This window comes from Pseudomonas sp. MYb327 (assembly GCF_040438925.1).
In the GTDB taxonomy this organism is placed as follows: domain Bacteria; phylum Pseudomonadota; class Gammaproteobacteria; order Pseudomonadales; family Pseudomonadaceae; genus Aquipseudomonas.
This window is the reverse complement of sequence record NZ_CP159258.1, coordinates 4,175,399-4,191,561: the sequence shown is the minus strand read 5'-3', so window position 1 is coordinate 4,191,561 and position 16,163 is coordinate 4,175,399. Positions and strand designations below refer to the sequence as shown.

The 16,163-nt window shown below is 62.7% G+C and carries 13 protein-coding genes; 4 read left to right on the top strand and 9 right to left on the bottom strand.

The features are described from left to right. Positions 1-11: 11 nt before the first annotated feature. The 4 genes from ABVN21_RS18920 to ABVN21_RS18905 all read left to right on the top strand — a co-directional run bounded on the left by ABVN21_RS18920 (position 12) and on the right by ABVN21_RS18905 (position 6,472). Entirely contained in the window at positions 12-2,531 is a 2,520-nt protein-coding gene (locus ABVN21_RS18920; RefSeq protein ID WP_339553422.1) for an MMPL family transporter, read from the top strand. Between the two features lie 6 nt (positions 2,532-2,537). Then, on the top strand, positions 2,538-4,316 hold the full coding sequence (locus ABVN21_RS18915) for an acyl-CoA dehydrogenase C-terminal domain-containing protein (RefSeq protein ID WP_339553423.1): 1,779 nt from the start codon (positions 2,538-2,540) through the stop codon (positions 4,314-4,316). Between the two features lie 22 nt (positions 4,317-4,338). Beyond that, positions 4,339-5,982, top strand: coding sequence for a fatty acid--CoA ligase (locus tag ABVN21_RS18910; RefSeq protein ID WP_339553424.1), 1,644 nt, complete (start codon positions 4,339-4,341; stop codon positions 5,980-5,982). A gap of 148 nt (positions 5,983-6,130) precedes the next feature. Next, on the top strand, positions 6,131-6,472 hold the full coding sequence (locus ABVN21_RS18905; protein ID WP_339553425.1) for a potassium channel family protein: 342 nt from the start codon (positions 6,131-6,133) through the stop codon (positions 6,470-6,472). A gap of 137 nt (positions 6,473-6,609) precedes the next feature. Here ABVN21_RS18905 and ABVN21_RS18900 read toward each other — a convergent pair whose 3' ends face one another. The 9 genes from ABVN21_RS18900 to ABVN21_RS18860 all read right to left on the bottom strand — a co-directional run bounded on the left by ABVN21_RS18900 (position 6,610) and on the right by ABVN21_RS18860 (position 16,146). Further along, complete coding sequence (locus tag ABVN21_RS18900; RefSeq protein ID WP_339553426.1) at positions 6,610-6,825, bottom strand: formate dehydrogenase subunit delta; 216 nt, start codon at positions 6,823-6,825, stop codon at positions 6,610-6,612. Beyond that, complete coding sequence (fdhF, locus tag ABVN21_RS18895; protein WP_339553427.1) at positions 6,822-9,698, bottom strand: formate dehydrogenase subunit alpha; 2,877 nt, start codon at positions 9,696-9,698, stop codon at positions 6,822-6,824. Before fdhF ends, ABVN21_RS18900 begins: the two co-directional genes overlap by 4 nt. Further along, a complete protein-coding gene (locus ABVN21_RS18890) occupies positions 9,695-11,251 on the bottom strand; it encodes an NADH-ubiquinone oxidoreductase-F iron-sulfur binding region domain-containing protein (protein WP_339553428.1) in 1,557 nt (518 codons plus the stop codon). Before ABVN21_RS18890 ends, fdhF begins: the two co-directional genes overlap by 4 nt. Next, the gene (locus tag ABVN21_RS18885) at positions 11,251-11,727 is read right to left on the bottom strand and encodes a formate dehydrogenase subunit gamma (RefSeq protein ID WP_339553429.1); all 477 of its coding nucleotides are present in this window, start codon (positions 11,725-11,727) and stop codon (positions 11,251-11,253) included. Before ABVN21_RS18885 ends, ABVN21_RS18890 begins: the two co-directional genes overlap by 1 nt. Before the next feature lie 16 nt (positions 11,728-11,743). Further along, positions 11,744-11,902: a hypothetical protein gene (locus ABVN21_RS18880; protein ID WP_339553430.1), complete on the bottom strand. Its 159-nt coding sequence runs from the start codon at positions 11,900-11,902 to the stop codon at positions 11,744-11,746. Between the two features lie 165 nt (positions 11,903-12,067). Further along, positions 12,068-13,012 (bottom strand): PDR/VanB family oxidoreductase, encoded by a 945-nt coding sequence (locus tag ABVN21_RS18875; RefSeq protein ID WP_339553431.1) that lies wholly within the window; start codon positions 13,010-13,012, stop codon positions 12,068-12,070. Further along, the gene (locus ABVN21_RS18870) at positions 13,009-14,439 is read right to left on the bottom strand and encodes an amidohydrolase family protein (RefSeq protein WP_339553432.1); all 1,431 of its coding nucleotides are present in this window, start codon (positions 14,437-14,439) and stop codon (positions 13,009-13,011) included. The genes ABVN21_RS18875 and ABVN21_RS18870 overlap by 4 nt, the downstream gene beginning before the upstream one ends. Before the next feature lie 40 nt (positions 14,440-14,479). Beyond that, positions 14,480-15,208, bottom strand: a complete 729-nt coding sequence (locus ABVN21_RS18865) for an ABC transporter permease (RefSeq protein WP_339553519.1) — start codon at positions 15,206-15,208, stop codon at positions 14,480-14,482. 95 nt (positions 15,209-15,303) lie between these two features. Further along, positions 15,304-16,146 carry an ABC transporter ATP-binding protein gene (locus tag ABVN21_RS18860; RefSeq protein WP_339553433.1) on the bottom strand — a complete coding sequence of 281 codons (843 nt, stop codon included), beginning with the start codon at positions 16,144-16,146 and terminating at the stop codon, positions 15,304-15,306. Positions 16,147-16,163 lie beyond the last annotated feature (17 nt).

The following is a 16,163-nucleotide window of genomic DNA, read 5'->3' as shown; positions in this document are numbered from 1 at the left end:
AGAACCCAGACATGGGCAATATCAAACAAGACGCCATGCCGGTGATCCGCGATCTGCGCGATTTCGACCGCCGCTCCGGCAACCTGCTCGAACGGCTGGTGTTCAACTATCGGCCGCTGTTCATGCTGCTGATGGCCTTGGCCACCGTGGTCCTGGGCTTCATGGCCGCAACTCGCCTGGAGTTGCGCCCAAGTTTCGAAAAAATGATTCCGCAGAGCCAGCCGTACATCCAGAACTTCCTGGAAAACCGCCAGTCGCTGCGCGGCTTGGGCAACTCGGTGCGGGTGGTGGTGGAGAACACCAAGGGCGATATTTTCGACCCTCAATACCTGGACGTGCTCAAGCAGGTTAACGATCAGTTATTCCTCACCGAAGGCGTCGACCGTGCGTGGATGAAGTCGTTGTGGAGCCCGGCGGTGCGCTGGACTGAAGTCACCGAGGAAGGTTTCCAGGGTGGCCCGGTGATGCCCGACACCTATTCGGGTCAGCCCGAACAGATCGAACAGCTGCGTCAGAACATCTCTCGCGCCGGTATCGTCGGCAGCCTGGTGGCCAGCGACTTCAAGTCGAGCATGTTGATTGTGCCGCTGCTGGATAAAGCCGCCGCGGGTGGTCAGCCGATCAACTACCACGCGTTCTCGCAGATGCTCGAAGAGCAGTTGCGCGACAAGATCGAATACGCCGGCGACAGCGCCGCGCGTAAATCCGGGGAAGAGGGCAAGGGCCAGTACAAGGTCCGCGTGATTGGTTTCGCCAAGCTAATGGGCGACCTGATCGATGGCCTGATCCAGGTCATGATGTTCTTCGGCCTCGCCGTTATCACTTCGCTGATCATCATTTATGCCTACACCCGTTGCGTACGCAGCACGCTGTTGGTGGTCGGCTGCTCGTTGATCGCGGTGGTCTGGCAACTGGGCATCGTCGCCTGGCTTGGCTACGCCATCGACCCGTACTCGGTGCTGGTGCCGTTCCTGATCTTCGCCATCGGTGTGTCCCACGCGGCGCAGAAGATGAACGGGATCATGCAGGACATCGCCCGTGGCACCCACAAACTGATCGCCGCGCGCTACACCTTCCGTCGTCTGTTCATCGCCGGGGTTACTGCGTTGCTGGCCGACGCCGTGGGCTTCGCGGTGCTGATGCTGATCGACATTCCAGTGATCAAGGACCTGGCGATCACCGCGAGTATCGGTGTCGCGGTATTGATCTTCACTTCGCTGTTGCTGATGCCGGTGGCGCTGTCTTACGTCGGCGTCGGCGCCAAGGCGGCTGACCGCGCACTGAAAATCGACAACCGTGCCGAACACCACAAAGGCTTCGGCAGACTGTGGGACTTGCTCGACCGCTTCACCACGCGCAAGTGGGCCACTGGTGCCGTGCTGGTTGCAGTGTTGATGGGCATCGGCGGTTTCATGGTCAGCCTGAACCTGAAGATCGGCGACCTCGAAAGCGGTGCCCCGGAGTTGCGTGCAGACTCGCGTTACAACCGCGACAACGCCTACATCACCCAGCATTACGCGCTGTCCAGCGACCTGTTCGCGGTGATGATCAAGACTGCGCCGGAAGGCTGCCTGAATTACAAGACGCTGACCCTCGCCGACCGTTTGGCCTGGGAGCTGCAACAGTATCCGGGCGTGCAAGCGACCACCTCGCTGGTCAACGCGGTACGGCAAATCACCGCGGGCACCTACGAAGGTAACCCCAAGCTCAACAGCATCCAGCGTAACCAGGACGTGCTGAACTACGCTGCGCAACAGGCCTCGGTCAACTCGCCGGAGCTGTTCAACAACAACTGTTCGCTGATGCCGGTGATTGCGTTCCTCAAGGACCACAAGGCTGAAACACTCGACGCCGTGGTGGCGATTGCCGACAAGTTCGCCAAGGAAAACAGCACCGAAGATCGCCAGTTCCTGCTCGCTGCCGGCAGTGCCGGTATTGAAGCTGCGACCAACATCGTCGTGCGTGAGGCCAACCGCACCATGCTGCTGTACGTCTACCTGGCGGTGACGCTGTTCTGCCTGATCACCTTCCGCAGCTGGCGCGCCACACTGGTGGCGCTGTTGCCGCTGGTGCTGACCTCGATCCTTTGCGAAGCACTGATGGTGGCCATGGGCATCGGCGTGAAAGTCGCGACTTTGCCGGTAATCGCCCTCGGCGTGGGCATCGGCGTGGACTACGCCTTGTACCTGCTCAGCGTGCAATTGCATTTCCAGCGCCAGGGCATGCCGTTGTCCCAGGCCTACCGCAACGCCGTGTCGTTCACCGGCCGGGTGGTCGGGCTGGTCGGCATCACCCTCGCCGCTGGCGTGGTGTGCTGGGTTTGGTCGCCGATCAAGTTCCAGGCCGACATGGGCATCCTGCTGACCTTCATGTTCCTGTGGAACATGCTTGGCGCGCTGATCCTGATCCCGGCCCTGTCGTACTTCCTGCTGCGCGAACGAGCGGTCGAGGCCGTTGCTGTTACCGCCGCAGAAACCACCGAAACCACTGAACGTCTTGGCATGCCGCATGCCGTGACCACTTCCGAGTAAGCAACGATGTCTGACTACAAAGCTCCCCTGCGCGACATGCGCTTCGTACTCAACGAGGTTTTCCAGGTGTCCCGGTTGTGGGCCAGTTTGCCTGGCCTGGCTGACGTGATCGATGAAGAAACCGCCGCGGCGATCCTGGAAGAGGCCGGCAAAATCAGTGGTGAAGTGATTGCACCGCTCAACCGCAGCACCGACGAACAGGGCTGCACCTGGAACAATGGCTCGGTCACCGCGCCGGACGGTTTTGCCGCCGCCTACCAAGCCTTCGCTGAAGGCGGCTGGGTCGGTGTGGGCGGTGATCCGCAGTACGGCGGCATGGGCATGCCCAAGGCGATTTCGGCGCAGGTCGAAGAGATGGTCAACGCGGCCAGCCTGTCATTCGGCCTGTACCCGATGCTGACCGCCGGTGCTTGCCTGTCGATCAAGGCCCACGCCAGCGAAGAACTGAAAGCCAAGTATTTGCCGAACATGTACGCCGGCACCTGGACCGGTTCGATGTGCCTGACCGAAGCCCACGCCGGCACAGACCTGGGCCTGATCCGCACCAAGGCAGAACCCCAGGCTGACGGCAGTTACGCCATCAGCGGCAGCAAGATTTTCATCACGGGCGGCGACCACGACCTGACGGAAAACATCATCCATCTGGTGCTCGCTCGTATGCCGGATGCGCCCGCGGGACCGAAAGGCATTTCGCTGTTCCTGGTACCCAAAGTGCTGGTCAATGACGACGGCTCGCTGGGCGAACGTAACGCGCTGTCCTGTGGCTCCATCGAACACAAGATGGGCATCAAGGCCTCCGCCACCTGCGTGATGAACTTCGACGGCGCCACCGGTTGGCTCGTCGACGCGCCGAACAAAGGCCTGGCGGCGATGTTCACCATGATGAACTACGAGCGTCTGGGCGTGGGCATTCAAGGTCTGGCGCAAGGTGAGCGCTCGTACCAGAACGCCCTGGCCTACGCTCGCGATCGCCTGCAAAGCCGTGCGCCAACCGGTGCGCAAAACAAGGACAAATCCGCCGACCCGATCATCGTCCACCCGGACGTGCGTCGCATGCTGCTGACCATGAAAGCCCTGAACGAAGGCGGCCGCGCGTTCTCCAGTTACGTCGCGCTGCAACTGGACACCGCCAAGTTCAGCGACGATGAAGTCACCCGCAATCGCGCCCAGGAATTGGTGGCCCTGTTGACCCCGGTGGCCAAGGCATTCCTCACCGACATGGGACTGGAAACCACCCTTCACGGTCAGATGGTTTTTGGCGGCCATGGCTACATCCGCGAGTGGGGCCAGGAACAATTGGTGCGCGACGTGCGCATCACCCAGATCTACGAAGGCACCAACGGCATCCAGTCGCTGGACCTGGTCGGGCGCAAAATCGTCGGCAGCGGCGGGGCGCTCTATCGGTTGTTCGCGTCGGAAATCCGTAATTTCACCGCCAACGCCTGCGCTGACCTCGGCGAGTTCACCCAACCGCTGAACGCCGCCGTCGACACCCTCGACGAACTGACGGCGTGGCTGCTGGACCGGGCCCAAAACAACCCGAATGAAATCGGCGCGGCCTCGGTCGAGTACCTGCAAGTGTTCGGCTACACCGCGTACGCCTACATGTGGGCGCGCATGGCCAAAGCTGCGATGAGCGCCGACGCCGAGGACGATTTCTACGTCAGCAAACTGGCTACCGCACGCTTCTACTTCGCCCGTCTGCTGCCACGAATCCACTCGTTGAGCGCGTCGGCCAAGGCTGGCAGCGAATGCCTCTATCAACTGGACGCGGCGCAGTTCTAAGCCACGGACAAGGAACTCCAACATGATAAATACAAAAATAATCGCGCCCGCCGACGGCGCCTATGCCTACCCACTGCTGATCAAGCAATTGCTGCTGTCCGGGGTGCGCTACGAGCCGGGTCGGGAAATCGTCTACGCCGACAAACTGCGCTACAGCTACCAGACGCTGAACAAGCGCATTCGCCGCCTGGCCAACGCGCTGACGGCGGCCGGGGTCAAGGCCGGTGACACCGTGGCCCTTCTCGACTGGGACAGCCATCGCTACCTGGAATGCTTCTTCGCCGTACCGATGATCGGCGCAGTGCTGCACACGGTGAACATTCGCTTGTCGCCGGATCAGGTGCTCTACACCATGAACCACGCCGAAGATGACCTGGTGCTGGTGCATGACGATTTCCTGCCGCTGGTCGAGCAGATTCAAGGGCAACTGACCACGGTCAAAGGCTTCCTCCAGCTCACCGACGACAACGCCGCCAACACGTCGCTACCGGTGCTGGGTGAATACGAGCAGGTGCTGTCCCAGGCCTCGGACCAGTACGACTTCCCCGACTTCGACGAGAACTCGGTGGCGACGCTGTTCTACACCACAGGCACCACCGGCGCGCCAAAAGGCGTGTACTTCACCCATCGTCAATTGGTCCTGCACACCCTGAATGCCGTTGGCACTTTGGGCGTCTATCAGGGCCAGCCGCTGCTGCGCTCAGATGACGTGTACATGCCGATCACGCCGATGTTCCACGTGCATGCGTGGGGCGTGCCTTATGTGGCGACCCTGATGGGCATCAAGCAGGTCTACCCCGGCCGCTACGAGCCCAACAGCCTGGTCCGGCTGCACCGCGAAGAGAAAGTCACGTTCTCTCACTGCGTGCCGACCATCCTGCAAATGATCCTTAACTGCGAGGAGGCGAAAACTGCCCGTTTCGACGGCTGGAAAATGCTCCTCGGCGGCAGCGCCCTGACCCTCGGCATCGCTAGCGAAGCCAGTGCCAAAGGCATGGTGGTACACGCCGGCTACGGCATGTCGGAAACCTGCCCGTTGCTGTGCGTGACCTATCTTCGTGACGAAGACCTCAAGCAGCCGATGCACGACCAGTTGCCGCTGCGCATCAAGACCGGCACGCCGGTGCCAATGGTCGACCTGAAGATCATCGATGCCGAAGGCCAGGACGTCGTCCATGACGGAGTGGCCCAAGGCGAAATCGTCGTGCGCGCACCGTGGCTGACCCAAGGCTATTTGAACGAACCGGAAAAAGGCGCCGAGCTCTGGCACAACGGCTGGCTGCACACCGGCGACATGGCCTCCATCGACGCCATGGGCGGCGTGGAAATCAAGGACCGGATCAAGGACGTGATCAAGACCGGCGGCGAGTGGATCAGCTCCCTGGAACTGGAAAGCCTGATCAGCGAGCACGAAGCGGTCATGTCGGTCGCCGTCGTGGGCATCGCCGACGAGCAATGGGGTGAACGGCCGATGGCGCTGGTGGTGTGCGAACCGGGGCAATTCCTCGACCGCAAAATCCTCGAAACCCACCTGAAAACCTTCGTTGAATGCGGTCGCATCAACAAGTGGGCGATTCCAAAGCAGTTCAAGTTTGTTGCCGAGATTCCCAAGACCAGCGTCGGCAAGATCAACAAGAAACTGATCCGCGAAAGCGAAACGAACTGACCGTTACTTTCTCTCGGACGTGGCAACGCAGTGGACATGCGTTGCCGCGACGGAATCGTGCCATCCGCCAGCGGTTTCCAGCGCTTGTGCCAAGCTAATGGAGTTTAAATTCGCCATCAGCTCATACCATCCTCAGGAAGCCCATGACATGAACACCACTCATGCAGCGCACGTCCGTCGAGAATTTTTCAAAGCAGTCGGTTTTTACTTGCGAGTCGTCTGGCCGATCTTCTCCGTTCTGGTTTTCCTGATTGTGCTGTTCGGCTTCATCATCGGCTATCTGGAAGGCTGGAAGCCCATGGACGGCATCTATTTCGGCTTCGTGACCGGTTTGACCATTGGTTACGGAGAGCTGGTGCCCAAGCTCGGTATCTCGCGGGTACTGGCGTTATTGCTTGGATTCAACGGCGTGCTGATGACCGCGATATTTGCAGCGGTCAGCGTTCGGGCGATTGAAGTGGCGGTAGGGACGACGGGGCATAAGGAGTAGGGCAATCGTTACACCCATGCTCAAGCTGTAGGAGCCGGCTTGCTGGCGATGGTGGACATACAGTCGACACAGATGTCGCCTAACCAACCGCCATCGCCAGCAAGCCGGCTCCTACAAGTATTGTGTTTATTCAGTCGCTACCAGCCCGCGCCACTCACCGCCGCCTGCACCAGCGGATGCAAATCCGCCCCTTTATGCTCCGTCTGCCAGGCCAGCAATTCCTTGCGCATGCTCGGCGCCCAGAACATCTGCAGGTGATTGCGCACGCCCAGCACTGCCTGTTCCTGGTCCGGTTGCGTAGCAAAGTACTGGCCGATCTGGTTGGCCATCTTGATCAGGTTGTCGGTACTCATTTGCGTACCTCGGCTTTCTCGGGGTGCCGACGTTCTTTCAGCAACCGATGCTGCTCATCGCTGAATTCCTGGAAGCGCTTCTGCCATTCCGAAGGGTGATAAACGCGGCTGACTTCCACGGCGGTGACCTTGTACTCCGGACAGTTTGTAGCCCAGTCCGAGTTGTCGGTGGTGATCACGTTGGCCCCCGATTCCGGGAAGTGGAACGTGGTGTACACCACGCCCGGCGCGACCCGTTCGGTGATCCGCGCGCGCAGCACGGTCTGCCCGGCGCGGCTGCCGATGCCGACCCAGTCACCTTCGTTGATGCCACGGCTCTCAGCGTCGGTCGGGTGGATTTCCAGGCGATCTTCGTCGTGCCAGGCAACGTTGTCGGTACGCCGGGTTTGCGCGCCGACGTTGTACTGGCTGAGGATGCGACCGGTGGTCAGCAGCAACGGATAGCGAGCGTTGACCTTCTCCTCGGTCGGCACGTAACCGGTGAGCATGAAGCGCCCCTTGCCGCGCACGAATTCCTCGATGTGCATGGTCGGCGTGCCGTCCGGTGCCGCCGCGTTGCACGGCCATTGCAGGCTGCCGTGGCGATCCAGTTCGGCGTAGCTGACGTTGGTGAAGGTCGGCGTCAGGCTGGCGATTTCATCCATGATTTGCGATGGATGCTGGTAGCTCATCGGGTAACCCAAGGCGTTGGCCAGGGCCACGGTGCCTTCCCAGTCAGCCTTGCCACCCAGCGGTTCCATGACCTTGCGCACACGGGAGATCCGTCGTTCTGCGTTTGTGAAGGTGCCGTCCTTTTCCAGGAACGAACTACCCGGCAAAAACACGTGGGCGAACTTGGCGGTCTCGTTGAGGAAAATGTCCTGCACCACGATGCATTCCATGGCCGACAGGGCTGCGGTGACGTGCTGGGTATTCGGGTCGCTCTGGGCGATGTCTTCGCCCTGGCAATACAGTCCTTTGAAACTGCCGCCCAGCGCCGCCTCGAACATGTTGGGGATGCGCAGTCCCGGGTCGGGTTGCAGGGTGACGTTCCAGGCCTGTTCGAACTGCGCTCGTACCACCTCGTTGGAGACGTGCCGATAGCCGGGCAACTCATGGGGAAAGGAGCCCATGTCACAGGAACCCTGCACGTTGTTCTGCCCACGCAGCGGGTTCACGCCCACGCCTTCACGGCCGATGTTGCCGGTGGCCATGGCGAGGTTGGCGATGCCCATTACCGAGGTGCTGCCCTGACTGTGCTCGGTGACGCCGAGGCCGTAGTAGATCGCCGCGTTGCCGCCCGTGGCATACAAACGTGCAGCGGCACGGATATCGGCAGCGGGTACACCGCAGATTGGGCCGAGGGCTTCCGGCGAATTTTCCGCGCGGCTGACGAATTCACTCCAGATCGCGAAGTCGCTGCCCTCGCAACGGGCGTCGATAAAGTCTTGTTTGAGCAGTCCTTCAGTCACGATGACGTGGGCCAGAGCATTGAGCATGGCGACGTTGGTACCGGGGCGCAAAGCCAGGTGATACTCGGCGCGGGCATGCACCGTATCCACCAGATCAATGCGACGCGGGTCGATGACAATCAGCCGCGCCCCTTCACGCAAACGGCGCTTGAGTTGCGAAGCGAACACCGGGTGAGCGTCGCTAGGGTTGGCGCCCATCACCAGGATCACGTCGGCCTTCATCACCGAATCAAAACTCTGGGTGCCGGCAGATTCCCCCAACGTTTGCTTCAAACCATAACCGGTCGGCGAATGACAAACCCGCGCACAGGTGTCGACGTTGTTGTTGCCGAAAGCCGCACGCACCAGTTTCTGTACCAGATAGGTTTCTTCGTTGGTGCAACGGCTGGAGGTGATGCCACCAATGGAATCGCGGCCGTATTTCTGTTGCAGGCGACGGAATTCACTGGCGGCGTAAGTCACCGCTTCATCCCAGCTGACTTCCTGCCACGGGTCGCTGATGTGTTTGCGGATCATCGGCTTGGTGATGCGATCCGGGTGGGTGGCGTAGCCCCAGGCAAAACGCCCTTTGACGCAGGAGTGGCCGTGGTTGGCCTGGCCGTTCTTGTCCGGCACCATGCGCACCAGTTGGTCGCCTTTCATCTCGGCACGGAACGAGCAGCCCACGCCGCAATAGGCACACGTGGTGATCACACTGCGTTCGGGTTGCCCCAGTTCGACCACGCTTTTTTCCATCAGCGTCGCGGTAGGGCAAGCCTGCACACAGGCGCCGCAGGACACGCATTCCGAGTCGAGGAAGTTATCCCCACCGGCAGCCGCGACACGGGATTCAAAACCGCGCCCGGTGATGGTCAAGGCAAAGGTGCCCTGGGTTTCTTCGCAGGCACGCACACAGCGGTTGCAGACGATGCACTTGCTCGGGTCGTAATCGAAATAGGGGTTGGACGTGTCCTTCACATCGGCCAGATGGTTCTCGCCTTCATAGCCGTAGCGCACTTCCCGCAGGCCGACCTGACCGGCCACGGTTTGCAGCTCGCAGTTGCCGTTGGCCGAGCAGGTCAGGCAGTCCAGCGGGTGATCCGAGATGTACAACTCCATGACGTTACGGCGCAGCGTCGCGAGCTTGGGCGTCTGGGTGTGCACGCTCATGCCTTCCGTGACCGGCGTGGTGCAGGACGCCGGGTAGCCGCGCATGCCGTCGATCTCCACCAGGCACATGCGGCAGGAGCCGAAGGCTTCCAGGCTGTCGGTGGCACAGAGTTTGGGAATGGTGGTGCCGAGCAGCGCGGCGGCGCGCATCACCGAAGTGCCTTCAGGCACGCTGATGCTGCGGCCGTCGATGTTCAGGGTGACTTGCACCTGGCTGTCGCGGGCCGGAGTACCAAGGTCAATGTCTGTTTTCGGGTCGAAGAGAGTGATCATTGCTCGGCCTCCGAGGCTTGCAGACCGAAGTCAGCGGGGAAGTGCTTGAGGGCGCTGGCCACGGGATAAGACGTCATGCCACCCAACGCGCACAGCGAACCGTATTGCAGGGTGTCGCACAGGTCCTTGAGGATGATCACCTGCGCATCGCGGCTGTTTTGGTCGGGTGCCGCCAGCAGACGGTCGATCACCTCGACGCCGCGAGTCGAACCGATGCGGCACGGCGTGCATTTGCCACAGGATTCCTCGGCGCAGAACTGCATGGCGAAACGCGCCATGCGGGCCATGTCGAGGCTGTCGTCAGCCACCACCACACCACCGTGCCCGAGCATCGCGCCCATGGCGGCGAAGGCTTCGTAATCCAGCGGCGTATCGAATTGCGAAGGTGGCACCCAGGCGCCGAGCGGACCGCCCACCTGCGCAGCCTTCAGCGGCCGGCCACTGGCGGTGCCTCCGCCGTAGTCTTCCACCAGTTCGCGCAAGGTCAGGCCAAAGGCCCGTTCCACCAGCCCGCCGTGACGAATATTGCCCGCCAGTTGAAACGGCATGGTGCCCAGGGAACGGCCCATGCCGTAGTCGCGGTAGAACTGCGCCCCCTTGGCCAGAATCAGCGGCACCGAGGCCAACGTCAGCACGTTGTGCACCAGCGTCGGCAAGCCGAACAACCCCTGCAAGGCCGGAATCGGCGGCTTGGCGCGAACGATCCCGCGCTTGCCTTCGAGCGAATCCAGCAGCGCGGTCTCTTCACCGCAGATGTAAGCACCCGCACCGACGCGCACTTCCATATCGAAGGCCAAGCCGCTGCCGCCGACGTTGGCGCCGAGGTAACCTGCAGTTCGGGCGATGTTCAGCGCTGCGCGCAACGTCGCCACGGCATCCGGATATTCCGAACGCACATAGATGTAGCCGAAAGTGGCGCCGACGGTAATGCCGGCAATGGCCATGCCTTCGATCAGCAGGAAGGGATCGCCTTCCATCAACATACGGTCGGCAAAAGTGCCGGAGTCGCCTTCGTCGGCGTTGCACACGATGTACTTCTGCGCAGCCTGAGTGCCGCGCACCGTGCGCCATTTGATCCCGGCGGGGAAGGCCGCACCGCCACGGCCACGCAGGCCTGAGTCGAACACGGCGGTCGAGGTCTGCTCGCCGCCAATACTGACGGCCCTGGTTAAACCTTCGAAACCGCCATGGGCCCGGTAATCATCCAGCGACAGCGGCCGGGTAATGCCGGCGCGGGCGAATAGCAGGCGTTGTTGAGACTTGAGATAAGGCAGCTCTTCTACCAGCCCCAAGGCCAGCGGATGAGCGGATGGATTGTTCAGCGCTTCAAGCACCGACGGCACATCGGCAGCCGTCAGCGGCCCAAAGCCGATCCGACCTTGCGGGCTATCAACTTCCAGCAACGGTTCCAGCCAATACAAACCGCGAGAACTGGTGCGCTGCAACTCCAGCGGCAAATTACGTTCCTGAGCCTGCGTGATCAGCGCCACCGCCACCTCATCGGCCCCCACGGCACGGGCCAGCGAATCACAAGGCAAATAAAGAGTCGGCATCACGCGTCCTCCCGGCAAGCATCGAGCAACGCATCCAGCCGCTCGGCACTCAGCCGCGCATGCACCCGACCATCCAGCTCCAGCGCCGGCGAACAGGCACACGCCCCCAGGCAATAAACAGGACGCAAACTGATACTGCCGTCGGCACTGCTGCCGTGATCATCCAGTTGCAGACGCTCGCGCAACTGCGCGGCAAGCTGCTCGGCGCCGCGGCTCTGGCACGACTCGGCCCGGCACAGACGCAGGATATGCCGCGCGGGCGGTTCAGTACGGAAGTCATGGTAAAAACTGATCACCCCGCGAACCTCGGCCTGGCTCAGGTTGAGGGCATGGGCAATCTCGGGGACGGCGGCATCGGGGACGTAACCGATACGCTCCTGAATATCATGAAGAATGGGCAACAGCGCACCCGGGGTGCTCTTATGGCGCTCCAGCAGACTGTTGACCACAGGCAGGTGCAACAACTCATCAGGCATTCAGCAATCCTCACGGTCACGGACAAACCAGAAGGTCGTCGGTCGTCCGAAAGTGTCGGCTGCGGCATTCACACCACGTCACGGCATCGTGGATTTTCAGGCCGGTGGCCAGGGCACCCTTGGCGGGCATCTTGTTGTGCCCGGCACGGTCTTCGCCGCGCCTCAATAGGGGCATAAAAGCCAGATTGCCACGGGGGCGTTGATTCAGTTGCACCAAAGCGACGTGCTTGGTTCTGTCTGCGACCACCTATTAAGTCTAGAAGAGTGCGGCACAAATGTGAGGTTGGGCATTTATGGACGGCCAACCAGGCCCGCTTTAACGGGCCTCATGCCTCACCGCTCAGGCATCCAGCACCAACCGTTGGCCGCGACACCCGGACACACAGGCCGCGATCCATTCCCCGCTCTGGCGCTGAGCGTCACTCAGGCATTCATCCCGGTGCTCCGGTTCGCCTTCAAGCACCCGGCACACGCAAGCGCCGCACATGCCCATGCCACAGGAAAATTCCAGATTGACCCCGGCCCGCGAAGCCGCCTGGATCAGGTTTTCACCGGTTTGCACCTGGACCTCACAACCACTGCGTCGCAGCTCCAGTGAAAAGCTGTGCGCCTCAGGGGTCGCGGGCTGCTGGGCCTGGAAGTGCTCGCGATACAGGGCTGTGGCCGGCCAGTTCGCCTTGAGCGCCGCCTGTTCGACGGTGTCCATGAAGCCGGTCGGGCCGCAGCAGTACAAACCCGCTTCGGTCTGCCACGCGGGAAATTGCCTGGCCAACAGCTCGGCGATTTGCCCGGCGCGCAAGCCGCCGTACCACTGGACGTCGGCGCCCAGGCGCTGGATGAAAGGCGCCTGGCGTGTCTCCCGGGTGAAATAAAGCAAGCGTACGGGACGGCCTTCGGCAAGGCATTGGCGATACATCGGTAGCAACGGCGTAATACCGATGCCCGCCGCCACCAGCGTCACCGGCCCGCTGCCCGGTTGCAGGGCGAACAAATTGCGTGGCGCACTGACTTCGATCTGCGCACCCAGGCGCAGTTGCTCGTGCAGCCAGCGCGAGCCACCTCGGGAGGCCGGCTCGCGCTTGATCCCCAGGTACAGGTGACCATCTTCCGGCAGGCTCAGCACCGAATACTGGCGCACTGCGCCGTTGCCCAGGCGCAGGTCGACATGGGCGCCGGCGGCCCAGCTAAAGGGCATGGGCGCGGCGTCGACGGGTGCTAATTCGATACCCAGCACATCGTCGGCTTCCAGGCGCAGGCTGCGCACGTGCAGGGCAGACCAGCTCATGCGCGGACTCCTGCGGCCTGCTGCAAGCGGCGCACCGCGTCCCGGGCCTGGGCGCCGAGTTCGGCCAGGTCGAGGTCGGGCAACTGGTCGTTGTCGACGGTCAACCGCCCGCCCACCAGCATGGCGCGCAAGGTCGGGCGTCCGCCGCCTACCACCGGGCCGATCGCCGGGTCGTGCAGGCCGAAGTAGCGCGGCTGGTCGAGACGGTAGATCGCCAGGTCGGCGGCCATGCCCACCTGCAGGCTGCCCACGGCGTCCAGCCCCAGCACCTTGGCACCGCCGGCGGTTCCCCAGCGCACCACGTCTTCCACCGTGGCCGCGTGGGCACCGCCTTCCTCGTTGCCGCCGGCATACCGCGGGCGGGTCCGTTCGCCGGCCTTGGCCCGCTGCATCAGCCAGGCGGCGTGGGTTTCGCTGATCATGTCGCAGGCCTCGTTCGAGGCGGCGCCGTCCACGCCGATCGATACCTGCATCCCGGCGGCTTCCATGGCCACCACATCGGCGATGCCGCTGCCCAGGCGGCCATTGCTTTGCGGGCAATGAGCGATGCCCGTGCCGCTGGCTCCGAGCATCTGGATTTCCTCCGCATCGAGTTTCACCAGATGGGCGAACCACACGTCCGGCCCCAGCCACTCCTGCTCGGCACAGAACGCCACCGGCGACATGCCGTGGCGTTGCTGAACCTCGTTTTGATATTCGACGGTTTCGCTCAGGTGGCTGTGCAGGCGAATGCCCAATCGCCGGGCGACTCGGGCGGTTTCGCGCAGATGCTCCGCCGGCATGGAGTAGGGAGGGCTGGTGGGCGCCATCACCACCCGTCGCCAGGCATCGGCGGCCGGGTCGTGATAACGCCGCACCAAGCGCTCAACGTCGTTCAGGTACTGCTCCAGTGTTTCCGGCCCGGCCACCGCCATGCCTTCGGCTTGTCGTGCTTGTGTGGCGCCGCCCCGGCACAGGACAAAACGCAGCCCCAGGCGTTCGGCTTCCTCGAACAGCACCTCGGCACTGTCAAAGGCCATACCCGGCAAGTACAGGTAATGGTGGTCGGCGACGGTGGCGCAGCCGGAGCGCGCCAATTCAACCAGGCCAATGCGCGCGGCCAGGCGAAAGCTCTGCTCGTCAAACAGGCCGCGATAGCGATAGGGCACAGCGCCCAACCAGGCCCCCAGGCTCTGGTCGATACCTGCGGGAATGCCCTTGAGCAGCGACTGAAACAGGTGATGGTGGGTATTGACCCACGCCGGGTAGACCACGCAATCGGTGGCATCCAGAACGCGCTCCCCGGGCAGGAGTTGCAGGGCGCCGATGGCGGCGATGCGCCCGTCGACGATGCGAATATCAGGCCCGGCATGGCGCGCCGCTGCGCCGGACAACCCGGTGAGAATGGCGCTGGCGTTACGTACCAGCCAGCTGTTTTCAAACGTCATGTGAGGCTCCATACGCCGCGCCTGCGGCGGACTCAAAGGGTTAGCCGAGTTCGCTTTCGTGCCAGTTGCGCAGGCTCAACCGGGCCAGCACGGCCATCAGGCTGAACAATGCGACACCGGTCAGGGCGATCAGCAGCAGGGCGGCGAAAAGCCTTGGAATATTCAGTTGAAAGCCGGCCTGGAGAATCTGGTACGCCAGCCCGGCGCCAGTGCCCCCGGTGCCCGCGACGAACTCCGCCACCACCGCGCCGATCAACGCCAACCCGCTGGCAATGCGCAGCCCGGCAAAAAAACACGGCAGGGCGCTGGGAATGCGCAGGCGCAGCAGTACCTGCCAGCGGCTGGCGCGGTTCAGGCGGAACAGATTGAGCAGGCCGGGGTTGACGCTGCGCAGGCCGAGTACGGTGTTGGCGATGATCGGGAAAATCGCCACCAGGGTCGCGCAAATCACCAACGCCAGCGTGGTGTTGCTGCACCAGATGATGATCAGCGGCGCCACGGCCACCACCGGCGTGACCTGTAACAGGATGGCGTAGGGAAACAGGCTGGCTTCAAGCACCCGGCTCTGCACAAAGACAAAGGCCGCCAAAGTGCCGATCAGCACCGCCAGGGCGAACGAGAAGAAGGTGATCTTCAAGGTCATCCACAACGCACCGAGCAACATCGGGCCATCGCTGACCAGGGTGCGGCCGATGTCGGCCGGGGAGGGCACCAGGTACACCGGCACTTTCCAGGCCACGCAGGCCAGTTGCCACAGACTCAGCAACACGGCGCCGAGCAGCAGCGGCGAGACGATGCGCAACACCGTGGGGTGTCGCAACCAGGGAGTAAAGGATGGGCTCATGATTGGGCTCTCGTAGGGAATCAGCAAATGTCGCCATTGGCCTGGGCCAGCAGCCGGGACAGGCGTGCGCACTGCTCGATAAAGGCCGGGGAGGTGCGGTAGGCCTCGTCCCGCTCCAGGGGGCCGTCGATCTCGATGTCGGCGATCACCCGGCCCGGACGCGCGCCCATCACCACCACCCGCGACGACAGGTACACCGCCTCGAAGATGCTGTGGGTGACGAACACCACGGTCAGGTCGCGGCTGGCCCACAGCTGGCGCAGGTCACTGTCGAGCTTGTTGCGAGTGAACTCGTCGAGGGCGCCGAAGGGTTCATCCATCAGCAGCAGATTGGGCTCGGTGGCCAAGGCGCGGGCGATGGATGCGCGCATTTGCATGCCGCCGGACAGCTCCCGCGGGTACACCTGGCTGAAGCGGTCCAGGCCGACCAGGGCCAGGGCCGCGTCGACCTTGGGCTGGCTCTGTGCCTTGGGCACACCGGCCAGGTCCAGGGGCAGGCGCACGTTATCGCTGACCCGGGCCCACGGCATCAGGGTCGCCTCCTGGAACACCATGGCCAGGCTTTGACCCTGCGTCGGGCTGGCCGGGCTGTCCTTGCCCCACCAGCGCACATGGCCGGCGGAGGGTTGTTCGAGGCCGGCGAACATCTTCAGCAAGGTGCTCTTGCCACAGCCCGAAGGGCCGAGCAATGAGACGAATTCGCCGCGCTGAATCGCCAGCTTCACCCGGCTCAAGGCCTGGGTGCCATTGCTGTAGGTTTTTTCCACCTGGTTGGCGAACAGTGGCGTTTGCACACCGACGCTGTCGGTGTCGGGCAACGCCTGTGGCCGGGCGTCGGCAGGAGTTATGGTTTGCATCAACATAGCGCTCTCCCCTGGGG